This window comes from Paractinoplanes hotanensis (genome assembly GCF_023717965.1).
GTDB lineage: Bacteria > Actinomycetota > Actinomycetes > Mycobacteriales > Micromonosporaceae > Actinoplanes > Actinoplanes polyasparticus.
In genome coordinates this window covers 174834-198451 of sequence record NZ_JAMQOL010000012.1, presented here as the reverse complement: position 1 = coordinate 198451, position 23618 = coordinate 174834, and the positions used below count along the sequence as shown (strand labels likewise).

Sequence of the window (23618 nt, the reverse complement as noted above, 5' to 3'; positions counted from 1 at the left end):
CCATGAACCCCGGCCTGGAGGAGTTCTTCGAGCGTGCTCAGGCGTTCGAGCAGCAGCTGCGCGACGCTCAGGGGGACCTGACGCGGTCACTGGTCACCGGGCGGTCGGCCGACGGCACGGTGACCGTGCTGGCCACCGGGATGGGCAAACTGCACACCGTACGGGTGGATCCCGCGATCTTCGACCGGGGCGACGTCGAGGCCCTGCAGGAGGCGATCGCCCAGGCCGTCCGGGCCGCCGCCGAGAGCGCCGGCCGGCTGGCCGAGCAGAAGATGGGCCCGGTCGAGATCACTCTGCACTGACCGGGCCGGCCGGGCCCACACCGTACTCGGCCAGCCGCCGCCGGATCCGGCGCCCGTCCCACCGCGCGCCCAGCCGCTCGAACAGCGCCGCGGCCTCCCCGCCGGTCCGGGCCGCCTCGTGCGGACGCCGGGCGGTGGCCAGCAGCACTGCGGCGTCCTCCAGGGCGGACGCCAGCTCGGCCACCCGTCCCGCCGTCCGGTACTGCGCGGCCGCGGCCAGCGCGGGTTCCGGGTCGCCGGTGAGCAGCGCCCGGCACCGTGCCGCGGCCGTGAAGGCACGGGCCGGGCGCACCTCGCGCGCGGCCTCCTCGGCGCAGATCCGCCCGGCCCGCTCGGCGAGGTCGCGGCGTCCGGCGGTCAGAGCCAGCCGGGTTGCAGCCGGCAACCACTGGTGGCGCAACATCAGGGGCGCGTACTCGGGCACCAGCAGCGGGCCGAGAATCTCGAGCGCGTCGTCCGCCCGGCCCTGCTGCTCGGCTACCAGCGCGCGCGCCACCAGCAGGAAGTCGCAGCTCTCCCGTTCGGCGTCGCTGGCCGGCAGCGTCTCGGCCTGGTCGAGGTGTGCACGGGCCAGCACGGGGTCGTCGCGCCGGGCGGCGATCAGCGCCCCCACCCCGTGCAGCAGCATGCCGACCGCTCCGGGCTCGCGCATGCCCAGAAAGGTGACCCCCGGCGCGTCCTCGGTGGCCGCGCTCACCTCGGCCATCGCGTCGTCCCAGCGGCCGCGCCAGTAGAACTGCACCGCCGAGGCGACCGGCAGACCCGACGTCAGCTGGTGCCGGATGGCGTAGAGCGAGGCCGACCGCAGGGTCTGCTCGGCCTCGTCCAGCCGGTCCAGGTTCTGCAGCGTGAACATGCGGTTGTCGAGCAGGTCGAGATACATGCCGGGCAGGTCGGGGTGGTTGAGCATCAGGGCCAGCGCCTGGTCGGCGTAGGCCAGGGCGCGTTCGTGGTCGCGGCGGATCGAGTTGGTCAGCCAGGACGTCTGTAGCGCGTACGCCGCCTCGTAGAGCCGGCCGGCGGCCAGCGACCGCCGGTGGATCCCGGCCGCGGTCCGGTCGGCCCGATCCAGGTCGTCGAGCGGTCCCCGGTGGAAGTTGGCCAGCAGCACACGGTGCCGGGTGTGCCAGATGGCCGGCGTCCGCGCGTCGGACATGGCGTCCTCGAGCAGGCTGATCGCCGTGGTGCGGGCCTCCCGCCGGAACATCATCGCGGCCAGCAGCTGACGCATCTCGGCGCGGTCGGCCGGGTCGGTGGCCAGGCCGGCCGCTTCACGGGCCTCGTCGATCGGCCATCGCTCGTACCGGAAGTCGAGCTTGACCAGAGCGATCAGCAGCGTTTCCCGTTGCCGGGGTCCGGGCCGGCCGCTGCCGAGGGCGGCGCGCAGCAGCTCCCCGGCGATCCGCGGCGTCCGGCGCACGATTTCGGCGTGGTGCTGGACCAGCCACGACACCACCCAGTCGTCGATCACCGGCGTCTCCGCGGCCAGTTGCTCGGCCACCCGGGTGACCGCGCCGACGCCGCGGCGGGCCAGCACCTCGGCGGTGTGGCGGTGCAGACCGGCCCGCTCGCCGGCCGTGATGCCGTCGTGCAGCGCCTGCCGCAGGAAGGGGTGCCGGAACGCGAGCGCCGGCCCGGCGTCCACCACGATGTCTGCGCTCAGCGCCTCCTCCAGGTCGCCGATGAGGTCGAACGGAGACCGGCCGGTGACCGCCACCAGGTCCTCGACCGTGAACTGCGCGCCCAGCAGCGCGGCCATCCGCAGCACCTCGCGGGTGGCGGGCGAGAGGAGTTCGACGGTGGCGTACATCATCGCGAGCAGCGAGCCGGGCGCCCGCACCTCGACCGAGTCGGGGATCTCGGCCTGGCCGCCGGCCACCCGGACCAGGCCCCGGCGCAGCAAGGCGGTGGTCATCTCGGCCGCGCAGAGCGGGTTGCCCCCCGACTTCGACACGACAGTGCCCAGGTTCGGCCCCAGCGGGGCGCCGACCAGCCGGACTACCAGCTGGTCGACCGCCTCCGGGGGCAGCGCGCCCAGCCGCACCAGGTGCCCGTGCCGGGCCTCGACCCGGCGGCGCAGCTGGGTCAGCTCCCGGCCCTCCGGCTCGGGGCGGGCCGCAGCCACCAGCAGCAGCGGCAGCCGCCGGGTCAGTGCCACCAGCCGATCCCAGAAGACCAGAGTGGCCGGGTCGGCCCACTGGAGGTCGTCCACGACCAGCAGGAGCGGGCCGATCGCGCAAGCGGCCCGCACATAGGCGAGCAGCCGGTCGGCCGCCTCGTCGTCGCCGTCGGTGCGCAGCGCGGCGGCGACCGCCGCGACCCGGTGGTCCAGCGAGGACTCCTCGAGCCCCAGCGCCCGGATCAGCACCTGCCGGGGGACGTGCTGGTCGAGCTCGACGGCGATCGCCCAGCCGATCTGGACGCCGGTCGAACCGACGTCGGCGAAGGCAGCCGTCAGCAGCTCGGACTTGCCGATGCCGGGCTCGCCCTCGATCCAGACCGCGGCCCCCTGCCCGCCGGTCAGGTCGCGTACCAGACCGCGCAGCCGGCTCCGCTCGTCCTTCCGGCCGGCGAGCGGCGGCGCTCCGCCCAGCATCCGCGCGACCTGCGGCGGGAGCTGTGACGGCACCGGTTGTTCGGGAACGGGAGCGCGCATCCGCTCGTAGCTCTCGGTGAATCGGGCGCTCGGTTCCACTCCCAGCTCGGTGCGAAGCGTGCGGCGGGCCGAACGGTAGACCTCGAGCGCCTCGGTGTGCCGACCGGCTCGGTCCAAGGCGGTCATGAGCAACTCGTGGAGGGGCTCGTGCAGCGGATGGTCGCGGATCAGCCCGGTCAGCTCGGCCACCACGCCGTCGTCGCCCAGCTCGGTGAGCACCCGGGCGCGCTGCTCGACGGCGGCCAGCCGTTGCTCGGCCAGCCGGGCCCGGGCCAGCTCGAAGCGGTGACCGGAGAGCCCGGCGTACGCCTCGTCGCCCTGCCACAGCCGGAGGGCCTCGTCGAGAAGCGCCGCGGCCCGTTCGCCCGACTGCCCGGCGGCCTCGTCGCACAGAGCCGCGAACCGCTCGCTGTCGACGTCCTCGCGGAGAACCCGTAGCGCGTACCCGCCGGGGCCGGAGATCAGAAGGCCGGCGCCCAGCACCCGGCGCAACCCGGAGATGTACGTGTAGATGCTGCCGGCGGCGGTGGCCGGCGGGGACGTGCTCCAGATCCCGGCGATGAGCTCGTCGCGGCTCACGAAGCGGCCGGCCGCCGTGGCCAGCAGGGCGAACAAGGCCCGCTGCCGGGCCGCGCCCAGCGCCGGCTCGCGCTCACCGATCCAGGCCCGGACCGGCCCGAGAACGTGGGCAGTCAGTCGCTGTTCGCCGGTCATGAGCGCTCGGCGGCCAGCGCCGGGCCCGGCGTCGCGGCCGGACGGGGGATCCGGGCCAGGAGCGTCCGCAGCGCCTCGGCCCAGAACGGGGTGATCCGCTGCTCCCGCAGCGCCGCGCGGGCGATCTCGGCCGCGGCCTCGAACCGGCCTCGTTCCTCGTGCGACCGGGCCGCGATCCAGCGCATCTCACCCTCCAGTTCGGGGTCGGAAGTGCGGGCGGCCACCCAGCCCGCCTCGGCGGCAGCATTCCGGCGTTCGCGCAGCAACAGCCGGGCCAGCCACGCCGTGAGGGTAAGCCGGCGCGCGGGGGAGACGGCGTGGTGGGCACGGGCGCGCTGCAGCACGGCCACGACGGGCTGCGGCGCCAGCCAGGCCAGCGGCTCGACCCGGGCCAGCAGCCACGCGGCGATGGTGTCGTCGAGGGGGACATCGCCGGCCAGCAACTGCTCGACGATCAGCTCCGGCCGCCCCTCCTCGGCGGCCAGCCGGTCGGCGAACGAACGGTGCAGGGCCGTCCGCAGGGCGCCGGGCGTGCCCTCGTGCAGCGTGCGGGCGACGACCCGGTGCCGGAACTCGGCGCGATCCCCGTCGATGACTATGAGGCCGCCGTCGCGGGCGGGAGCGAGCGCCGCGGCCACCTCGTCCGGGTCGCGGTCGCCCGCGACGGCCAGTTCGGACACCGCGCAGGCGACGGGCCGGGCGCCGGGCCGGCTCAGCGCGTAGGCGCCGAGGAACGCGACGCCCCGCAGGGCGGTACGGGTGGCCTCGGGCAGCGACGCGAGGTGGGCGCCGACCGCAGCCGCGGTCGCGCCGGGCCGGTCCTCGGCGAGGTGACGCAGGTAGTAGGGGTTGCCGCCGGCGTCGTCGACGATGCGCGCCAGGCGTTGCGGCTCGGGCGGTTCCGCTGCGGCCGCCCGGATGAGCGCGGTGGCGGCGCCGGCGTCCAGCGGCGGCAGCGCGACGACATCGGCGGCCGGCCCGCCGTTCTGCCGTGTGGTCGCGACCAGGAGCAGCGAGGTCCGGCCGATGCCGGTGGCCAGCGCCGACCACACCCGAACGGTGTCGGGATCGGCCCAGTGCAGATCGTCGGCCACCAGGATCAGTGGCGCTCCGGCGGCCGCGTCGCGGATGAGCGCGGCGGCCCGCTGTACCCGGTCACCCGCGTGCTCCTCGACCGCGAGGGCCTGCAGCCGCTCGGCCAGTGGCGGGTCGGCGTCGGCGGCGCACTCGGCCAGCAGGCCGAGGGGTACCCGCTGGGCCAGCTCGTCGCCGACCGCCCAGCCGACCCGGGCGAGCCCGTCGAGCGCGGCGGCGACCAGCACCGTCTTGCCTGATCCGGGACCACCCTCGACACGGAGGCTGCTGCCGCGGCCGTGCCGAGCCTCGGTGGCGGCGCGGCGCAGGCGGCGTACCTCCTGGGTCCGGCCGACCAGGAAGAGGCGCTGCCGCGCGACCGGGGGCCGGCCGGACGATGGGGAGACCGGCGGACGGGCCTGGGGGCGGTCCCGCGGTCCGGCGCCGCCGGTCCCGGTCGTCAGCGCCGCCAACCGCTCGGCGGTGGCCAGCCGCAGTTCGGCCAACCGCAAACGCTGGGCCGCGGCGAACGGGCCGGGCACCCCGGCCATCGGCTCACCGTCCCAGAGCTCCAGCGCGGCCCGCACGGCGGCCAGTTCGGCCGCCGCGTCACCGGCGGCGCGGTGCTCGCGGGCGGTCTCCCGCAGCGCCTCGAAACGCAGCACGTCGATCGACTCCGGCCGGACCCGCAGCTCGTAGGTGCCGCCGCCCGAAGTCAGCAACTGGCCCGTCGCCCAGCGGCCGCGGGCCGGTTCGAGGGCCTGACGCAGCGCCGAGACGTACGTGTAGACGTTGGCGGTCGCGCTGGCCGGAGCGTCCTCGCCCCAGACCGCGGCCACCAACTGCTCCCGGGAGACCGCGCGCCCGGCGTGCAGGGCCAGCACGCACAATACGGCCGTGCGGCGGGCCGAGCCGAGGGCGATCTCCGTGCCGTCCCGCGACACCCGGACCGGTCCCAGCAGACGAAGGTCTATTCCTTCGTGCTCCGCCGACATTCTTCAGTTTTCCTTGTCTCAAGGGGATCGCTCCCGCTTTCCTGACCGCTGTGGAAATTTCGTAACGGTCAGGCCGTTATACCCCGTAGTCGACGTGACTCCGTCGGTGACGACAGTGATTCGTCTCACTGGATCGCCCATTCCGTGGCCCGCGTCCCCCCATTCTTAACCGTCTTTGTCGAACTTTCACAAGTGCCCGCACCCGATGTTCACCAGGGCGGCGGGTCAGGGTAAAGCGGGCAGTGAGCTGAGAAAGCGCTTCCGCGCGGATAGCCAGGCTGATGGACTCGCTTCGTGCCGGCCCGACCCGACAGCACCGCCTCCCCCTTCGCGGGCGAGCTGTTTCGCGCGCTCGCGGACGAGGGAAGGCTGACGCTGACTGCCGGTCAGGCCGACGCGGCCATCGCGGGCCTGGAGTTGACCCTGTCCGAGGTCCGTGCGCGGTTGCGCATCCTCCGGAGCCGGGATCAGACGTCACCCGGCCGGACCGGTGAGCTTTCCGACGACGTGGTGGACGCCGTTTTCGCTGATCAACTGGCTCCCGGGCGGATGGAACTGGCCATGGTGGAGATACCGAAATACATCGAGGCCCTGCGCCGCGCGCGCCGCTCCCTGTGACGGCTCGAATACCAATCCGTTACGCATCGACTTTCTTGATTGTGAATTCGGCTGTCCATTGCCGGGCGTGAAGGTGGCTTGGAGATTTTCTGAAGATCGCCTCCGTTGACTGGCCGGCGTCCCTCAACGCAGACGGAGGTTTCGGTGGAACGAGTTCGGGTGGTCCTGCAGGCTTCGGATCCGCTCAGCCACGCGGGACTCGCCAACCTGCTGCAGCCGGCTCCGGGTATTTCCCTGCTGAGCGTGGCCGACCGCCGTGATGCGAACGTTCTCGTGTTCGCCTACGAGCACCTGAACCCGGAGCTGGTGACGGTCCTGCGCCGCACCGCCCTCGAGACCGGCCTGCCCGTGGTCCTGGTGGTCAACGAGATCAGCGAAAGCGAACTGCTGACGGCGATCGAGAACCGGGTGGTGGCGATCCTGCCCCGCGGCGCGGTCAGTGCCGAGCGTCTGGTGCACAGCGTGCTGGCCGCCGCGACCGGTGGCGGGGTGCTGCCACCGAACATGGTCGGCGAACTGCTCAAGCACATCGACCGGCTGCAACGCGAGGTGCTCGCGCCCAACGGGCTCAACGCCTCTGGTCTCACCCCGCGCGAGGTCGACGTGCTGAGGCTGATGGCCGACGGCAAGGACACCCAGGAGATCGCCGGCGAGCTGTGCTATTCGGAGCGCACCGTCAAGAACGTCATCTACAACCTCACCCACCGGCTCAAGCTGCGCAACCGGTCGCACGCGGTCGCGTACGCGCTGCGCGCCGGGATGATCTGAGCCGGATGCGCAGACCCGCGCCGGTGGCGCCGATCGGCCGGCACACCGTGGGCAACGCGCTCGTGCTGCACGCCCGGGAGAAGATCGGCCCCGAGGCGCTGTCGATCGCGATGAGCGTGCCGGTCGACGAGGAGAACGACATCGTGGTCCTCGACCTGCACGACGAGCTGCCGATGGGTCTGTGGGAAGCGGTCGGCCGGGAGCTGCCCCGCCGCCGCCGCGGCATCCGGCTGGTCGTCTGCGGGGCCCCGCCGGACACGGTCGCCCTGGCCGGGCAATGGCTCGCCGACCGGCTCGGCCGCGCCGTCACCGCGCCCCACGGCCACGTGGTGCGGGGGAGCGCCGGGACCCTGCTCGTCCATGCCACGCACGACAGCGGCTGGGTGCGCCACGACCCCGGCCGCGGCCCGGTCTGGGCCGGTAAGCGCTACCCGCGCCCGTCGTGGGACGCCACGGCGGTCGACTGCCGGCCCACCGGAGCCCACGCCGCGGCCGAACCCCTGCCCGGCGGCGTCTGGATCCGGGACGTTCGCGACGAGGCCGCTTCGGCTGCTCACTGGCAGTGGCTGTCCACGGCCATGCCGTGCCAGCCGGAGGCCCTGACCGTGGTTCTCGGCTGCCCCGGCACCCCGGAACTTCCGCTGGACGACGTCGCCCGGTTCTGGCACGACCTGCCCGCGGGCGGCCGGCACCGGACCCGGTTCGTTCACTACGGCCCCGTACGCCTGGCCGGCGTGCCGCTCGGGCAGGCGCTGGCCGATCTGCTGGACGCCCCGGTGGTCTGCTTCACCGGCCTCCCCACCGGCCCGCCCGGGTACCCGCGCCTGGTCACGGTCCCGTTCGACGGCCGCCCGGGCTGGCTGACGCACACGCGAGAGCTCGGTTATCAGCCACGTTCGGGCACCACTGTGCCCTGGGTGCTGAGTTACAGCCCGCCGTCCGTGCTCTCCGAGGAGATCGAGCCGCGCGTCTACCGCTACACCGACGATGCGGTGGTCGAGTTGGTGCAGTCCGGCTTGTGGATCCGCCCGCCTCAGGCGCCGCCGCACGCCCGCCGCATCCGGGCCCGCGGAGCCGACCCGGTCCGTCACACGATGGTCGTGGACGACGCCGATCCGGCCCTGGTTCCCCGATTGAGCGAGCTGGCCGGCGACCTGGTGGCCCGCCTCGACCCGGACACGCGTGATCGCAGCATCCTGCACCTGGCCTCCGCCGTGGCGGGTTCCGCCGGCCGACGCCCGGCGCCGGCCGCCGCCGACGTGCACGGGCCGACGGTCGAGCTGCCCGTCGCTGGAGCCCGGCGGCTCCCGGTCTCGCGGCCGGCCCGTCCGAATCCGGTCGCGCCCGGTCCGGCCGCCCCGACCCCGCTTCCTGTGGTCGTGCCCTCCGTCGATGCTCCTACCGCCGAGCACGCGGTTGTGGCCTCGCGGCCCTGACCCCGGCCATCGGGTGCGGCGCCGTTGACGGCCAGGAGTATCGCGGCCATCATGCGGGCCGGACCGAGCTTCGGCCGGAGCGGGCAGCCCGCGATGGGTAGAGTGCTTCGCATAAAACACTTCAGCGATCGAAGCGAGGCGGGCGCCGGTGGCGAGCGAACGGGTCACCATCTATGAGGTGGCCGAACGCGCGGGCGTGAGCATCTCCACGGTCTCGAACGTGCTCAACAAGCCTGACCGGGTCAGTCCGGCCACCCGCGCCCGGGTTCTCGCGGCCGCCGACGAACTCGGGTTCGTGCCCAAGATGCAGGCCGTCTCCTTCGCCCGGCGCGCGGCCGGCCGGATCGGCGTCATGGCTCCCTTCACTTCCTACAGCTCGTATCTGCGCCGCCTGTCCGGACTGCTGGCGGCGGCCGCTCAGCTGGAGATCGACGTCGTGGTCTTCGACCACGAGTCGGCCGCCCTGGCCTCCTCACCGGTGCTGGCCAGCATGCCCATTCACGGCCGCCTGGACGGGTTGATCGTGATGGGGCTGCCGATCGAGGATGCCATCGCGGAACGGCTCCGGGAGCGGAACCTGCCGACGGTGGCCGTCGACGCCGACAGTGCGCTCTTCAGCCGGGTCGTGATCGACGACAGCAGCGGGGGCAGCCTGGCCGCCGCGCATCTGCGCGACCGCGGCCACCGCCGGGTCGGCTATCTGCTCGAGCGCCAGGTCTCCGACTACGAGTCCCAGGCGATCCGCCGGTTGTCCGGCTTCGAGCACGTCATCGGCGCGACGGGCGGGGACGTACGGGTGGCGACCAGCGACAACTCGGTCGCCGCGGCCCGGCAGGCGGCCGCCGCGCTGCTCGACGTCGCTGACCGGCCGACCGCCGTGATGGCCCATCACGACGCGCTCGCCGTCGGGGTGTTGCTGGCTGCCCGTGACCGCGGGCTCCGCGTGCCGGACGACGTCGCGGTCATGGGGTTCGACGACGGCGAGGCCGCGACCGCGGCCGACCTGACGACCGTACGGCAGCCCTTCGAGGAATCGGGCCACACCGCGCTCAGCGTGCTGCTCGGCCACATCGACGGCTCCGACCTGCGGTCCACGACCGTGCTCGACGTCCGGCTGGTCGAGCGTTCCACCACCTGACAGCCGGGCCGGAGCGCCTCGGCAGGCCCGGTGCGGTTCAAATAAAAGTGCTTTTATGGAAACGCTTGACACGCCGTGCCCGGTGAGGTTTCGTGCATGTAACACGGTGCTGGAGGCGACGATGCAACTGGACGAGGCGGTCCGGGCCTTCCTGGCCACGAAGCCGGATTCCGGCGACCCGGCCGCGCCGGTCGCCGCCCACCGCACAGCCATCCACGCCGGCACAGACTCGTTGTTCGCCCTGTGCACCCGGCCCAGCACGCGATCCTGGCAGGAAGACTTCCCGCGCAGCCTTCGCGAAGCGCATCACCCGCACATCTGAACAGTTCCGATTCCGCATCTCACCCTCGGCCGGCGGTGACGCCTCACCGCCGGACATTCCTTGCTCCTGGAGGCCTGCCATGGCTCATGGACCCATCAGCCGACGACTGAGTGCCACCCTTGCCCTTTCCGCCGTCCTCACGGTCACGGCCTGCAGCGCGCCGGGCGGCAGTTCGGACACGACCGACGCCGGCGCCAGCGCGGCCCCGGTCACGTCGGCCACCTGCGGCACCGATCCGGTCACCCTCTCCGGCTACTTCGAGACGGGTTTCCCGCTGCCCAAGGATCTGTCCGCCGAGTTCTCGAAGCAGTTCCCGAACGTCAAGTTCGACATCCGCGAGGACCAGTTCGCGGTGATCACCCAGAACGCGCCGCGGGTGCTGGCCGACGACCCGCCGGACCTGATGCGCCTGCCGCAGGTCTCCGAACTGGTCAAGGACAGCCTGCTGAAGAACCTGGACGGCTACGCCCAGGCCTTCGGGTGGGACAAGTGGCCGGCCTCGCAGTTGCAGCAGATGCGCGTGTCGCCGACCGGCGAGCGCGGTGACGGCCCGCTGTACGCGATGGGCCTCAACTTCAGCATGACCGGCATCTTCTACAACAAGAAGCTGGCCGCTCAGATCGGCATGACCAAGCCGCCGGAGACGCTGGCCGAGTTCGACGCCGTCCTCCAGAAGGCCAAGGACGCCGGGATCGCACCGATCAACCAGTTCAACGGCGGCGCGACCGGCGGCCTGGCCTTCCCGCTGCAGAACCTGATGGCCGCGTACGGCGAACCGGGCGCCATCAACGACTGGATCTTCCAGAAGCCCGGGGCCACCATCGACACCCCGACCAACCTGCAGGCGACCCAGCACCTGGAGAAGTGGATCAAGGCGGGCTACTTCGCGCCGGACATCAACTCGCAGGACTACGCGGCGATGATGAGCCGCTTCATCGGCGGCAAGAACCTGTTCATCTTCGACGGCGACTGGGAGTCGGGCAACCTCGACAAGCAGATGGCCGGCAACGCCGGCTTCTTCCTGATGCCGTCCGCGCAGGCCGGTGGCAAGCAGGCAGCGATGTCGGCCCCGCTGACGTACGGCATCAGCAGCAAGGCCAAGAACGCCGACTGTGCCGCCTTCTTCCTCAACTGGGTCGCGACCAACGAGAAGGCCCGCGACATCGCGGTCAAGGTGGGCGGTTCGCACCCGATGGGCCCGGCTGACGCTTACATGCCGGCCGTGCAGCAGGGAACCGTCACGGCGAGCACGCTCGAGGCCGGCGCGACCATCGGCGAGGACAACGGCGCCATGGACTTCATCGCCAACGCGACCGGGGCGATCTACGCCAAGGGCTGGACGCCGCAGCTGCAGAAGCTGGTGGCCGGTCAGCAGACCCCGGACGGTCTGCTGAAGTCCGTGCAGAAGGATTACGAGAGCCAGGTCAAGAAGTAATGTCGGCTCCCGCGACGGGGCGGCGCGTGCGACGTGCGCGCCGCCCCCGTGGCGCCTGGCTCGGCTGGCTGTTCGCGCTCCCGGCCGTCGTCATGTACGCCACTTTCGTGCTGCGCCCCCTGCTGCTCACGGTGCAGTACTCGCTGTACGACTGGAACGGCATCGGGGCGTCGACCTGGGTCGGGCTGGACAACTATCGCCGGCTGTTCACCGACTCCGAGCTGTTCGCCTCGATTCTGCACGCGTTCGAGCTGATCCTGTTCTTCAGCCTGATCCCGGTGCTGCTGGGCCTGTTCGTCGCGGCGACCATCCGGGGCATCGCCCAGAGCCGGTTGGCCACGGTCGCGCGCACCGTGCTGTTCCTGCCTCAGGTCATCCCGTTGGTGGCGGCCGGCATCATGTGGAGCTGGCTGCTGTCGACCACCGGCCTGGCCAACGAGCTGCTGTCCGCGGTCGGCCTCGACAGCGTCACCCGTGCCTGGCTGGGCGACTTCGACACCGCCCTCGCCGCGGTCGGCGTCATCGGCGCCTGGGTCCTGGTGGGTCTCTGCACGCTGCTGTTGCTCGCCGGCATGAGCAAGATCGATCCGGCGCTGTACGAGGCGGCTCGCCTGGACGGCGCGGGACCGGTCCGCGAGTTCTTCTCGATCACCCTGCCCAGCCTGCGCCAGGAGATCGGTGTGTGCGTCACCGTCACCGTGATCGCCGCGCTGGCCAGCTTCGACATCGTCTACATCGCCACCCAGGGCGGACCGGGCAACAGCACCATGGTGCCCGGCCTGGAGATCTACTATCTCGCCTTCTCGGAGCGCGAGGTCGGCAGGGCCTCGGCCCTCGCCGTAGCCCTGGTGTTCCTCGTACTCGCCGTCGTCCTTCCGTTGCAGCGACTCACCAGGGACGGTTCCCGATGATCGTCAACCGTCGCGAGACCTGGCTCGGGCGGGTGTTGCTCGTCCTGCTGATGGTCGTCACCGTCGTCCCGTTCCTCAGTCTGTTCGTCACGGCCCTGCACCCCGCCGGCACTTACCCCTCGGGACTGTCGTGGCCGGAGAGCCCGCAGTGGGGCAACTTCGCCGACGCGTTCCGCGCGGCCAACATGGGCACGCTGTTGCTGTCCAGCGGCTTGATCGTGCTCGGCGTCGTCCCGATCTCGCTGCTGCTGGGCACCATGGCCGGCTTCGCCTTCGGACACCTGCGGGTGCCGGGGCACCGGATCGGCTTCGTCATCTTCCTGCTGGGCCTCACGTTGCCGTTCGAGGGCATCATCACGCCGCTGTACTACCAGATTCGCGACATGGGACTGCTCAACACCCGCTGGGCCATCATCCTGCCGCTGATCGGCCTGTTCATGCCGTTCTCGGTGGTGTGGATGCGGGCGCACTTCGTCACCATGCCCGACGACCTGTCCGAGGCCGCGCGCATCGACGGCGCCGGCACCTGGCAGCTGTTCTGGCGGGTGCACGTGCCGCTGGCCATGCCGGCGCTCTCGTCGCTGGCCATCCTGCTGTTCCTCTGGACGTGGAACCAGTTCCTGCTGGCCATCGTGCTCGTCGACGATCCCGCCAAACGCACCATGGCCGGGGCGCTCGGCGCGTTCCAGGGCCAGTGGGGCACCGACATCCCGCTGCTGTGCGCCGGAGCGCTGCTGATCCTGGTGCCCACGCTGGCCGTCTTCCTCATCTTCCAGCGCCGCTTCGTCGCCGCGCTCCTGCAGGGCTCGATCAAGGGTTGACCATGGACCTGACACACCTGACCCCGAACGCTCCGCGGTTGCCGGAGACTGCCGTGGAGAGGGCCGCATGACCGGCGCTCAAGACTTCACCGACGACGACCGCCGGCATTTCGTCCGCTACACCCGGACCCGGTCGTGGCCGCTGCTGCAGCGTTTCCCGGTCAGCGACGAGCTGCACACCGAGCTCCTCGCCCAGATGCTGGACAGCTCGCCCGCGACGATCAGCTCCCTGGAGCTCTCGCTCGCCGAGGAGAGCCGCTCCGCCGCGGCCCGGCTGCTGGCCGACGAACCGTTCCGGCTTGCCCTGTCCCAGCTGCCGTTCCGGCCCGATGACGTGATCGTTGCGGTCGGTGACTCGATAACCGCGGATCGCCTCGGCTGGTTCGACCTCCTGGACCAATCGCTCGCCCTGGCCGGCGCGCCCGCGGCCACGCTGGTCAACCTCGGCGTCAGCGGCAACACCACCGCGGACGTGCTCGAACGCTTCGACCTGCTGGCGGCGGCCCAGCCCACCCACGTACTGCTGATGCTCGGCACCAACGACGCCCGGGCGCACGGCCGGGACAGCGGCTACCGCATGAGCACTGTGGACGAGACGGAACGAAACCTGCGGGCGCTGATCGATCTCGTCACCCGCGAGCTGGGTGCGGCGGTCACCGTCATGACCCCGCCGGCCGTCGACCAGCGCCGCATCGACGAGTTCTTCCGCGATTCGCCCGTACGCTGGCAGGCCGCCGCCGTGGCCGAGGTCGCCGACGTCGTCCGCAAGGTCGACCCCCGCGCCGTCGATCTGCACGCCGCCATCATCGATCCCGGCCACAGCGACCTGCTCGAGTCGGACGGCGTTCACCTCAGCCGAGCCGGCCAGCGGTTCGTCCTGGCCCGGATCGTCGAGCATCTCGGCGACGGCCGGCGCGCATGACGTTGTCCGCCCCGCGGTTGCAGGGTGGCTTCTCGTTCCTCGAGGGTCCCGTCTGGATCGCCGAGCAGGGCCACCTCCTCGTGTCCGATCTCGGCCCGGCCACCGGCGCCCAGCAGGTCCAGCCGTCGACGATCCACCGGTTGGTCCCGGGTGCGCCGGCCGAGCCGTTCGTCGTCGCCGGCAGCAACGGCCTGGCGGTCACCCGATGGCGACCGGACACCGAGGTGCGCGAGATCGATCAGTACGGCGGCGTGGGCCGTAAGCCGTAGTGCCGGCGGCCGGCCCGGCCGATCCCTGGAGGTCGGCCGGGCCGGGTCATCCGGCAACCATCGGTCATTGGAAAGAGGCGTCGTCGATCACCAGGTTGTCGGTTCCCGCCGTGGTCTCGACGTAGAGGACTGCCCTGGACAGCGTCCCGCTCCATGACGGTGTGGCACTGCCGGACAGCTGCGTCCAGCCGTTCGCGTTCACCGTCGCGGCCGGGGTGAGCTGGAGGTAGCTGGTGGTGCCGCCGGCTGTCAGGGCCAGGGTGGCCTTGGCGCTCGGTGTGCCGCTCTGCGTGCGGACCCACACGCTGGTGGTGTAGGCCCGGCCGTTGGTGATCCGGGACGTCACGTCCTGGGCCGGGCCGTTCCATGCTCCGGTGCGGCCGGTGATCGCGAGGGCCCGCGTTCCGCTGCGAACCGTGCCGGAGCCCGCGGTGAGTGTGCCGCTGCCGTTCACCTGCCAACCGGTGGTGCCGTCCTCCATCCCGGGGTTGGTGAGCAGATTCCCGCCGGTGGCGGCGCCGGTGAACTGCCACCAGTTCACGTTGAACAGGAAGCCGCTGCCGCCGGTGAACCTCAGGTAGAGGTCCTGGGCGCCGGCCAGGCCGGTCAGCCCGCACGAGACCGTCGTCCAGGCCTGCCAGCCGCCGGTGCCGGGCACGGTGCAGGTCCCGGCCAGGGCGCCGGTGGGGCCACCGGTGCGTACCTCGAGCCGCCCGCCGCTGGTGGCCGACGCGACCCGGGCCGTGAACGAGGTGGCCCCGCTGCCGAAGGCGACGCCCTTCACCTTGACGTAGTCGCCGTTCTCGATGTTGGCGACGTTCATCCCGCCCTCGGACGATGGTTCGGTCTCGACCCCGGAACTCCAGGCGATCGTCTCGGCCTCCTGCCGGGCGTACGGGTTGAGCGTGCCGTTCTGCGGGGCCCCGCCCGTGGTCATGGTCATCGTGGGGATGGTGCCGTCGGCGTTGTAGGTGAACTTCTCCACGGCTACCGAGCGGGTGTAGCCGCCCCCGCCGGGCAGGGCGCCGTTGTGGTAGAAGAAGTACGACCCGCCGTTGAAGTCGATGACTCCGGCGTGGTTGGTGAAGCTGCTGCCCTGGGTGGGCATGACCGTGCCGCGATAGGTCCACGGGCCGGTCGGTCCCGGCGCTGTGGAGTAGCCGATGAATTCGGAGCAGCACTTCGCGGCGAAGACGTTGTAGTACACGCCGTTGCGCTTGTAGACCCAGGGCCCTTCCTCGTACAGCGTCGGGCGGCTGGTGTTACCGGTGCGGGTGCCGAAACCCGCTGTGGTGAGCGGGATCTGGGTCACCCCGCCGCTGTAGCTGATCATGTCGCTGTTCAGCCGGACGTACCACAGGTTCGGGTTGCCCCAGTAGAGATAGGCCTGACCGTCGTCGTCGATGAACACGCTCGGATCGATCTCGCCGTTCTCGGCCAGGGGTCGCCCGATGGCGTCGGTGAAGGGGCCGGTCGGGCTGGTCGAGACGCCGACGCCGATGGCCATCCGCCCGGTCGTCCGGTTCTTGACCGGTACGTACCAATAGAACTTGCCGTTGCGGTTGACGACCTGGCCGGCCCACGCGTCGGCGCTGGCCCAGCCGAACGTGGCGACGCTCATCGGGGAGCCGTGGTCGGTCCAGTTCACCATGTCGGCCGAGGAGTACACCCGCCATTCCTTCATGGTGAAGTACGTCGAGTTGTCCTCGTCGTGGCCGGTGTAGAGATACACCCGGCCGTTGTGGACCAGCGGCGCCGGGTCGGCGGTATAGATCGTCTGCACGATCGGGTTGTCGGCCCGGGCCGGCTGAGCGCCGGCGGGGATCAGCGCGATCGCGCAGAGCGCGGCGGTGATCGAGGCGAGAGCACGACGGAGGCGGGCGGTCATCGCCGGCTCCACTGCTGGTTGGTCGCGCCCGTGCAGGTCCACAGCAGAGTCAGGGTGCCGTTGGCGGTCTGGTTGTTGTTCACGTCCAGGCACAGGCCGGACTGGTTGTTGCGGATGGTGCCGTTGCTCTGGAACGTCCACTGCTGATTGGTGCCACCGTTGCAGTCCCACACCTGCGCCTTGGCGCCCGCGGTGGCGCCGGCCGGTGAGTCGAGGCACTTGCCCAGCGCCTGCAGGGTCTGCCCGGAGGTGGTCCACCTCTGGTTGGCGGCGTTGTTGCAGTCCCAGACGACCGGCTGGGTGCCGTTGGCGGTGTTGCTGTTCGGCACGTCCAGGCAGCGTCCGGACGAGGTGCTGACCAGGCTGGTCGAGGCCGGTGTCTGCGGGTCGCCGGTGGTTCCGCCGCTGACCCGGTAGACGGCCGTGCCGTGTGCGGGCACGCTGGCGCTGATCGTGCCGCTGGTGGTGGTCGTGCCGCCGGTCCAGGCGTCGACCAGGGAGTACGACGACGCCCCGGTCTTCCCGATCGACGCGGCCGTGGTGGAGATGGTGCGGGTGGCGTTGCTCTGGTTGAACAGGGCCACCGCGACGTCGCCGTTGGACAGGCGCTTGGCGAGTACGCGCTGATTGCTGTCGCCCGCGACCTGGGCGCCCTGTCGGCCCAGCGTGTCCTGGTTGATGGCGATGAGCCGGGGGTTCTTCAGGATGGTCTGGGTGGCGGCGGACATGGAGCGGAGGTCGTTGCCGGCGATCAGCGGCGCGGCCATGACCGCCCACATGGCGAAGTGGGAACGCTGCTCGGTGTCGGTCAGCGTGCCCCGGCCGACCTCCATCATGTCGGGGTCGTTGAAGCCGCCCGGCTCCGCGTACCCGGCCAGGGGCACGTTGACGTCGATGATGTTCTGCACGCCCATCGGGTAGTCGTTGACCTGGTTGGTCTTCCAGACGAGCTGGATGTCCTCGGTGGTGCGCCAGATGTTCGCCACATCGCCCCAGTCGCGCTGGGGGCCGGTCTTCGAGTGGATGCTGTTCGAGTTGATGCTGTAGAGGATCGGCCGGCCGGTGGAGGCCAGCGCGTCGCGCATCTTGGCGAACGTGGCCACCTGCTCGTTGATGGTGCCGGTGGGGGAGCACCAGTCGTATTTGAGGTAGTCGACGCCCCAGGCCGCGAACTGCCGGGCGTCCTGGGCCTCGTGGCCCTGGCTGCCGGTGGCGCCCGGGTAGTTGCCGAAGTACTGCGCGCAGGTCTTGTCCAGCGGGGCCTGATAGATGCCGAACTTCAGGCCCTTGCTGTGGATGTAGTCGCCGAGCGCCTTCATGCCGCTGGGGAAGCGGGTCGGATCGGCCTGCAGGTTGCCGCTCGAGTCACGGTTGGGGTTCATCCAGCAGTCGTCGACCACCACATACTGGTAGCCGGCGTCTCGCATGCCGGTGGTGACCATGCTGTCGGCCATTCCCCGGATCAGCGACTCGTTGATGTTGCAGAAGAAGGTGTTCCAGCTGTTCCACCCCATCGGCGGCGTGCGTCCCACCCCGTTGTCCAGGGCCTGGGCCGGCGAGGCGGTCGCGACGGTCATGGTGCCCAGCAGCAGGAGGCCCGCCGCGAGCATGGTCTTCAGACGTCTCATGGCTTATCGACCCGTCCAGATCTGGTTGGCGGCGGCGGTGCAGGTCCACAGCTGGACGAGGCTGCCGGCGGTGGTGGCATTGCCCTTGACGTCCAGGCACAGCCCGGACGCGACGTTGCTGATCGTGCCGTTCGCGTTCAGGTTCCAGCGCTGATTCGCCGCACCGGAGCAGTCCCACAGCTGCGCCTTGACCCCGGGGCCGGCGTTCGTCGGCGAGTCGAGGCACTTGCCCAGTGACTGCAGCGCCTGACCGGAGACGGTCCACCTCTGGTTGGCGGCGCCGTTGCAGTCCCAGATGACCGGCTGGGTGCCGTTGGCGGTGTTGCTGCCCGGCACGTCCAGGCAACGCCCGGATCCGGCGCCGGCCAGGGCGCCGCCTGTCGGGGTGCCGCCGGGAGTGCCGATGGTGCCCGGCACCGACCGCAGCGCGGCGTACCAGACCGCGGCCATCTTGTCGTAGCCGCCGGCGGTGGGATGGATGCCGTCGATCAGATCCGCGGTCGTCAACGCGGCGTGCATGTCGACCAAGTGGACCCGTTTGCCGCTGCTCACCTTGCTCTGCACGATGCCCGGAAGGGTGGAGTTGAAGGTGCGGGCGGCCGCTTCCTGCCCGGCCGAGGCCAGGGGGATGAGCGTGGCCACGAACACGTCGGCGGCGGGTGCGGCCGCGGTGATGTGGTCGATCAGGGCCGAGAGCCGGCTCGGCGCGGACGCCACGTTGTAGTTCTGCAGGATGTCGTTGGTGCCGATGTGCAGCAGAACAGTGCGCGGGTTGGCACTGGCCAGCCACCGGGTGATGTTGGCGTCGATCTGGTCGATGCGCCAGCCCGGATGGCCCTGATGGTCGTGGTCGCCGAGCGCCGCCGGACCGTTGAACTGCGTGCCGACGAAGTCGACCCGGTAGCCGGCGCCGGACAACCGCTGCCACAGGCCGATGCGATAGCCGCCGGGAACCTGGGTCCCCTCGGTGATCGAGTCGCCGAGCGGCATGACGCGGACCCCGCCGTTGGACTCCGCCGCCGCGGCGACGCCGGGATGGGTGATGATGCCGGTGAGGGTGAGCGCGGCCGCGAGGACGGCGGCGAGGATCGGTCTTCTGGACCTGGGCATCGGTGCTCCTTTCGCAGGTTCTCCGGGGCTCAGCTGACCTGGACCAGGCGCCAGTTGTTGGCGGGGCTGCCGTTGTCGGCGTACTGCACCACCTGCGCGCCCCAGGTGCCGGAACCGTTGAGGATGGCGAGGACCTTGCCGCTGTTGACGTTGCGGATGCGGTGGGAGCCGTCGCTGTTGGCGACCAGGGTCCAGCGGTGGTCGGCGGTGCCGGTGTCACCCCACTGCAGGACGCGGGCGTTGTCACCGGTTCCCATGTTCTCGACGCCGAGCACCTTGTTGCTGTTGACGTTGCGGAACCGGAACGCCGAGCCGTCGGTCACCCGGACCCACCGATGGTCCGCGGTGCCGGTGTCGCCCCAGGCCACGGCCAGGCCACCGTCGGCGGTGGACATGTTCTGCACCCCGACGACCAGGCCGGTGCTGACGTTGACCAGCTTGAAGGTCGTGCCGGTGCCGCCGGAGGTCCCGGTGTTCCAGTAGACGGCGTAGTTGAAGCCCTGAGCGTCGTGGAACGGGCCGACGTTCACCGTGGCGCCGTTCGCCGTCGCGGTGAACGCGAGACTGCCGGTGCTGGTGCGGGCGATCGACGACACGTTCAGCGACGGCGCCGCGGACAGGGCGGTGTTGCCGTAGTTGCCGCAGAGCACCGCGGGTCCGTACGTGATGGCTTGGATGTTGGGGTTGTCGTTGGCCGCCTTCATGATCACGCGCATCGGCAGTCGCACCGTCACGACGTCACCGGCCGCCCAGGTTCTCGTGACGGTCGCGTAGCTGCCCGGGGTCGCGGTGACGTTCTGCACGGCGCCGTTGACGCTGATCACCGCGCCGGTGGTCCAGGCCGGGATGCGGACCCGGATGCTCCACGAACCGCTCATGGCGCCGGACAACGTCAGGGTGGAGGTGTCGCTGACCGGATAGGTCGTGGACTGGGTGACGGTGATCCCGCGCTGGCTCCAGGTGAGCACGGACGGCACGTACAGGTTCACCGTCAGCGTGGTGCCGTTGTAGAAGTAGATCGAGTCCATCAGCTTGGTGTTGGTCTCGATGCCGGTGCCCTGGCAGCACCAGAAGCTGTTGTAGTCCGTCGACCAGGTGCCCCCGCCCCACGCCGGGCCGACGCCGCGCCGTCCGCCGGGCTTGAGCGGGGTGAAGTACGTGATGTGGCCGTGGTTGTCGGCCGGGTTCTGCGCGCCGATCAGATGGTTCAGCAGCGCCCGCTCGTAGTAGTCGAAGTAGTCGGCCCGGTTCGGGTCGAGCAGCCACAGCTCGCGGGTCAACTTCAGCATGTTGTACGTGTTGCAGTGCTCGCATGTGTCGTTGCCGAGGTATCCGGCGATCGCGTTGGGAGGCCGGAAGTGCTCGGCCTGGCTGTTGCCCCCGATGGCGTACGTATGAGCGTTCGTGACCATCGCCCAGACGTTGGACGCGATGTCGCGGTAACGGGTCGTGCCGGTCGCCTTGTACTCGCGCGCGGCGCCGACCCACTTCGGGATGTTGGTGTTCGCGTGCTTGCCGTTGAGCTGGTCCTGGTTGGCGGCCAGCGGGTCGAAGATCGCGGCGTGGTCGAACCGTTTCGCGGTGGTGAGCCAGCGGGCGTCGCCGGTCTGCTGGTAGAGATCGGTCAGCACCTCGTTCATGCCGCCGAACTCGGTGTTCAGCACCGTCTGCATCTGGCTGTAGCTGAGCCGGCCGGTGCGCCAGTCGACCCAGCCGGCCAGCCTCAGCAGGACGTCGCGGGCCTGCGTGCTGCCCATGTACCGCCAGACGTCGAGCAACCCGGCCAGGGTCTTGTGGATGCAGTAGTACGAAACGGCCACGGGCGTGCCCGCTTCGATCGCGGTGATGTCGGACTCCGGAAAGCCGGACAGATAGCCGGCGTTGAATCCGGCGGCGCCGTTGTTCGCCTGACACTTGGCCAGCTCGGCGACCAGGTAATTGGCTTTGTCGCGGCAGGTGGTGTCGCCGAGCACCGCGTACGCCTGCGCCCAGGCGGTCAGGAAATGGCCCTGCATGTGACTGCGGAACGGGAAGTTCGGGGCATCCCATCCGCCGTTGGCGGCGGCCCCGTTCGTGGACAGCCGGTGGTTGGCGCGGAACACGTACAGCAGCCGGTCGACATCGACGAACCTGAGGTAGTTCAGGGTGCGTGTCTCGTTGTCCCGGAAGCGACCGGCAGTAAGCCTGACCTGTCCCAGGTCGAAGGGATAGGCCGACACACCGATGTCGGGCCGGGCCGGTGGCAGCACCGCCGCGCCGGCGGGTCCGGCCAGCAAGGCGCCGCCACCGGTGGAGGCCAGTGCGCCGACGCCGGCGGCCTGCAGCAGATGACGACGGCTCAGGGGTAACGAGGACATGGCGACTCCAAAGCACGGTTCAGCCGGATTCGGGGGCGGGCCGATTGTTAGGTGAACGTTAACAACCGCGTCGGGAATGTTACGGCACGGTCCGCTGAGTACTCAAGTAAGTGCCATGAAGTCGTGCATAAGCCGATGCACCGACGTCAATGCAATTTGGCATGCTGACGTGTTCTTGCAGGTGGCGGAGGGGTGCCGCGTCTCATATCAGTTTTTTAGTGATGACTTTTCGATAATGGCGAGAACACTTTTCCGCCGTGCGCCCGTCAGGTCTGGAAGAGCCGGGCTGACCTTCGTCCGTGATCAGACGGCGCCCAGCACGTGCTGGATGCCGGTCACCGCTGCTCCCCGCGCCCAGCCATGGAAGCTGGACGGCGCGATGGTGATGTCGAGGCGGCAGCGCTGGGTCTCGCCGGGCCCGGCGCGCAGCCGGTCGGCGACGGTTTCGGTCATGGCCGGCGAGGCGGCGAACGTGTCGATGTCCTCGCCGGCCAGGACGATGCGGGTCGTCTGCAGAGCGCCGGCGAAGGTGGCGGCCAGGTGCCCGAGAGCCCGGGCGGCATCGTCGATGAGCGTGGTCGCGGTGTTGTCGCCGGCGGCCTTGCGTCCGATGAGATCGGCGAGGGTGACGGGCTCCCCGGCGAGGGCGGAGGCGTGGCCTTCGAGGTCGTCCCGGTTGAGGTAGGCCGCAACGCAGCCGGGGTGCCCTATTCCGCATGGGGGGCCGTGGTTGTCCAGTGGCGCGTGGGCGAGCAGGTGCCCGTTGTCGATGAGCTGTTCGACGACGTGGCCCTCGCGGACGACGCCGAACCCGAGGCCGGCGCCCACGGTGATGACGCCGAAGGTCGCGTGGGTGCGGCCGCGCCGAACCACAGCTGCTCGCGCGCGAGCGCTGTCACGTCGTTGGTGATCACCACCGGCAGCCCGGTTCGTTCCCGCAGAGGCGTGGCCAGGTCGACGTCACGCCAGCCCAGGAATGTGCCCTCGCGGACGACGGACCGATCACGGACCACGCCGCCGAGGGAGATGCCGATGCCGTCCAGGGAGGGCACCCGCCGTCCCAGCCTGGCCACCAGCCGGGTCAGCACACGCACCGTCGCCACGACGGGGACCGAGCCGTCGGCCCGGCGCGCGGGCAGAGCCGCCTGCGCGGTCGCCTTGACGTCGCCGAGCATGTCGCACACGACGCCGTACGCCGTGGTGCCGGTGATCTTGCAGCCGGCGACGTGACGGGCGCCGGGCACCACGGACAGGATCTGGCGGGGCCGGCCGACGCCGGGAACCGGCTCGGCGTTCTCGGCGACGAGGCCTTCCTCAACGAGGGCGCGAGCCAGGCGGGACATCGACGCGGACGAGACCCGCAGCAGATCGCCCAGGTCGCCCCGGGTGGCCGGGCCGTGGGCCAGGAGATGGCGGGTGACCGCCAGTGCGCCGATGGACAGAGGTGCGTCCGCCGCCGGCTGTGGGAGAGTTGCGCCTCCGGTGGCGGCCGGGTCGATCTCGAGGTGCTGCAACGCGCGCAACGCGTGTGGACGTCCGACCAGAACGACGCCCTGGCCCGTCAGGCCATCCAGCGGTGGACCGCCCAACTGGTGCCGCCCGAGTATCTGGGCGCGCGTCAGCTCGCCCCGGTCCCACCAGACCCGTCGTACCCTGCCGTTGGCCTTCCGCGCGGGCACCGCCCTGTTCGGCCACTTCGGCATCGAGTGGGACCTCACCGCGGCCACCGACGACGACCTCGCCGGCCTTGCCGGCTGGATCGACGTCTACAAGGCGAACCGCGGCCTGCTGCACACCGGACGAACCGTCCGGCTCGACGCCACCGTCGAGGACGCGTGGACGTACGGCGTGGTCGCACCGGACGGATCGGCCGCCATCTTGGCGTACGCCCAGCTCGACGAGCTCCCGCACGAGCCGCCCCGATTCCGGATCCCGGGCCTGGACCGGTCGGCGCGGTACGCGATCGAACGGATCGACCCAGCCGCGTGGCCTTCCTACGAACCTCCGGCGGCCTCCGTCAGCGGTGCGGCCCTGGCCGACGTCGGGCTTCCCGGGCCACCCCCGGCGCCGCTGTCCATCGTCGTCCTCCGGCTCGTGGCCCAACGCTGAGGCGGCGGCCGCGTCTTGACTGTGTCCCTGGAACCCAGGCTGCACTCGAGGCAGCGTCGGACACGCCCGAGTTCCTCGTGGAGATCGAGGCCACCGCCGTCCTCGACTGAGGCGTGGCTGCTCGCCGCTCGACCGGGACACAGCG

The 23618-nt window shown here is 70.9% G+C and carries 18 protein-coding genes and 2 pseudogenes; 13 read left to right on the top strand and 7 right to left on the bottom strand.

The window, feature by feature from the left end:
• The first annotated feature begins 2 nt into the window (after positions 1-2).
• Entirely contained in the window at positions 3-302 is a 300-nt protein-coding gene (locus LXN57_RS10740; RefSeq protein ID WP_251797890.1) for a YbaB/EbfC family nucleoid-associated protein, read from the top strand.
• Here LXN57_RS10740 and LXN57_RS10735 read toward each other — a convergent pair.
• Entirely contained in the window at positions 289-3672 is a 3384-nt protein-coding gene (locus LXN57_RS10735) for an ATP-binding protein (protein WP_251797889.1), read from the bottom strand. The genes LXN57_RS10740 and LXN57_RS10735 overlap by 14 nt on opposite strands.
• Positions 3669-5741 carry an ATP-binding protein gene (locus LXN57_RS10730; protein ID WP_251797888.1) on the bottom strand — a complete coding sequence of 691 codons (2073 nt, stop codon included), beginning with the start codon at positions 5739-5741 and terminating at the stop codon, positions 3669-3671. Before LXN57_RS10730 ends, LXN57_RS10735 begins: the two co-directional genes overlap by 4 nt.
• 294 nt (positions 5742-6035) lie before the next feature.
• On the opposite strand from LXN57_RS10730, the gene LXN57_RS10725 reads away from it, so the two are divergent.
• From LXN57_RS10725 to LXN57_RS10680, 10 genes are all read left to right on the top strand, one after another.
• Positions 6036-6359 (top strand): hypothetical protein, encoded by a 324-nt coding sequence (locus LXN57_RS10725; RefSeq protein WP_251797887.1) that lies wholly within the window; start codon positions 6036-6038, stop codon positions 6357-6359.
• Between the two features lie 144 nt (positions 6360-6503).
• Complete coding sequence (locus LXN57_RS10720) at positions 6504-7127, top strand: helix-turn-helix transcriptional regulator (RefSeq protein ID WP_251797886.1); 624 nt, start codon at positions 6504-6506, stop codon at positions 7125-7127.
• 5 nt (positions 7128-7132) lie between these two features.
• Entirely contained in the window at positions 7133-8563 is a 1431-nt protein-coding gene (locus LXN57_RS10715; protein ID WP_251797885.1) for a hypothetical protein, read from the top strand.
• Positions 8564-8711: 148 nt separating this feature from the next.
• On the top strand, positions 8712-9701 hold the full coding sequence (locus tag LXN57_RS10710) for a LacI family DNA-binding transcriptional regulator (protein ID WP_251797884.1): 990 nt from the start codon (positions 8712-8714) through the stop codon (positions 9699-9701).
• A 121-nt stretch (positions 9702-9822) separates the two neighbouring features.
• Positions 9823-10023, top strand: a complete 201-nt coding sequence (locus tag LXN57_RS10705) for a hypothetical protein (protein WP_251797883.1) — start codon at positions 9823-9825, stop codon at positions 10021-10023.
• Between the two features lie 79 nt (positions 10024-10102).
• Positions 10103-11458: an ABC transporter substrate-binding protein gene (locus tag LXN57_RS10700; protein WP_251797882.1), complete on the top strand. Its 1356-nt coding sequence runs from the start codon at positions 10103-10105 to the stop codon at positions 11456-11458.
• 26 nt (positions 11459-11484) lie between these two features.
• On the top strand, positions 11485-12369 hold the full coding sequence (locus LXN57_RS10695; protein ID WP_251797881.1) for a carbohydrate ABC transporter permease: 885 nt from the start codon (positions 11485-11487) through the stop codon (positions 12367-12369).
• Entirely contained in the window at positions 12366-13190 is an 825-nt protein-coding gene (locus LXN57_RS10690) for a carbohydrate ABC transporter permease (protein ID WP_251797880.1), read from the top strand. The genes LXN57_RS10695 and LXN57_RS10690 overlap by 4 nt, the downstream gene beginning before the upstream one ends.
• A 67-nt stretch (positions 13191-13257) precedes the next feature.
• Entirely contained in the window at positions 13258-14112 is an 855-nt protein-coding gene (locus LXN57_RS10685) for an SGNH/GDSL hydrolase family protein (RefSeq protein ID WP_251797879.1), read from the top strand.
• Entirely contained in the window at positions 14109-14381 is a 273-nt protein-coding gene (locus LXN57_RS10680; protein WP_251797878.1) for an SAM-dependent methyltransferase, read from the top strand. The genes LXN57_RS10685 and LXN57_RS10680 overlap by 4 nt, the downstream gene beginning before the upstream one ends.
• Before the next feature lie 64 nt (positions 14382-14445).
• Here the strand turns inward: LXN57_RS10680 and LXN57_RS10675 are convergent, their stop codons facing one another.
• From LXN57_RS10675 to LXN57_RS10655, 5 genes and pseudogenes are all read right to left on the bottom strand, one after another.
• A complete protein-coding gene (locus LXN57_RS10675) occupies positions 14446-16269 on the bottom strand; it encodes a family 43 glycosylhydrolase (protein ID WP_251797877.1) in 1824 nt (607 codons plus the stop codon).
• The gene (locus LXN57_RS10670; RefSeq protein ID WP_251797899.1) at positions 16266-17879 is read right to left on the bottom strand and encodes a glycoside hydrolase family 27 protein; all 1614 of its coding nucleotides are present in this window, start codon (positions 17877-17879) and stop codon (positions 16266-16268) included. The genes LXN57_RS10675 and LXN57_RS10670 overlap by 4 nt, the downstream gene beginning before the upstream one ends.
• Positions 17880-17900: 21 nt before the next feature.
• Positions 17901-19007: a ricin-type beta-trefoil lectin domain protein gene (locus LXN57_RS10665; protein WP_251797876.1), complete on the bottom strand. Its 1107-nt coding sequence runs from the start codon at positions 19005-19007 to the stop codon at positions 17901-17903.
• 29 nt (positions 19008-19036) lie between these two features.
• Positions 19037-21364: a beta-L-arabinofuranosidase domain-containing protein gene (locus LXN57_RS10660; protein WP_251797875.1), complete on the bottom strand. Its 2328-nt coding sequence runs from the start codon at positions 21362-21364 to the stop codon at positions 19037-19039.
• Positions 21365-21667: 303 nt separating this feature from the next.
• Positions 21668-22539: pseudogene (locus tag LXN57_RS10655) on the bottom strand (ROK family protein).
• Between the two features lie 234 nt (positions 22540-22773).
• On the opposite strand from LXN57_RS10655, the pseudogene LXN57_RS48285 reads away from it, so the two are divergent.
• Positions 22774-23104, top strand: a pseudogene (locus LXN57_RS48285) (alpha-galactosidase); the annotation flags it as partial.
• Between the two features lie 18 nt (positions 23105-23122).
• Positions 23123-23473, top strand: a complete 351-nt coding sequence (locus LXN57_RS10650) for a GH36 C-terminal domain-containing protein (protein WP_369077274.1) — start codon at positions 23123-23125, stop codon at positions 23471-23473.
• Positions 23474-23618: the final 145 nt, after the last annotated feature.

What these genes read in the sequence shown, in the direction of transcription:
- LXN57_RS10740 (WP_251797890.1), top strand. Translation starts at nt 3, where the DNA reads ATGAACCCCGGCCTGGAGGAGTTCTTCGAGCGTGCTCAGGCGTTCGAG.
- LXN57_RS10735 (WP_251797889.1), bottom strand. Translation starts at nt 3,672, where the DNA reads ATGACCGGCGAACAGCGACTGACTGCCCACGTTCTCGGGCCGGTCCGG.
- LXN57_RS10730 (WP_251797888.1), bottom strand. Translation starts at nt 5,741, where the DNA reads ATGTCGGCGGAGCACGAAGGAATAGACCTTCGTCTGCTGGGACCGGTC.
- LXN57_RS10715 (WP_251797885.1), top strand. Translation starts at nt 7,133, where the DNA reads ATGCGCAGACCCGCGCCGGTGGCGCCGATCGGCCGGCACACCGTGGGC.
- LXN57_RS10705 (WP_251797883.1), top strand. Translation starts at nt 9,823, where the DNA reads ATGCAACTGGACGAGGCGGTCCGGGCCTTCCTGGCCACGAAGCCGGAT.
- LXN57_RS10700 (WP_251797882.1), top strand. Translation starts at nt 10,103, where the DNA reads ATGGCTCATGGACCCATCAGCCGACGACTGAGTGCCACCCTTGCCCTT.
- LXN57_RS10690 (WP_251797880.1), top strand. Translation starts at nt 12,366, where the DNA reads ATGATCGTCAACCGTCGCGAGACCTGGCTCGGGCGGGTGTTGCTCGTC.
- LXN57_RS10685 (WP_251797879.1), top strand. Translation starts at nt 13,258, where the DNA reads ATGACCGGCGCTCAAGACTTCACCGACGACGACCGCCGGCATTTCGTC.
- LXN57_RS10680 (WP_251797878.1), top strand. Translation starts at nt 14,109, where the DNA reads ATGACGTTGTCCGCCCCGCGGTTGCAGGGTGGCTTCTCGTTCCTCGAG.
- LXN57_RS10675 (WP_251797877.1), bottom strand. Translation starts at nt 16,269, where the DNA reads ATGACCGCCCGCCTCCGTCGTGCTCTCGCCTCGATCACCGCCGCGCTC.
- LXN57_RS10670 (WP_251797899.1), bottom strand. Translation starts at nt 17,879, where the DNA reads ATGCTCGCGGCGGGCCTCCTGCTGCTGGGCACCATGACCGTCGCGACC.
- LXN57_RS10665 (WP_251797876.1), bottom strand. Translation starts at nt 19,007, where the DNA reads ATGCCCAGGTCCAGAAGACCGATCCTCGCCGCCGTCCTCGCGGCCGCG.
- LXN57_RS10660 (WP_251797875.1), bottom strand. Translation starts at nt 21,364, where the DNA reads ATGTCCTCGTTACCCCTGAGCCGTCGTCATCTGCTGCAGGCCGCCGGC.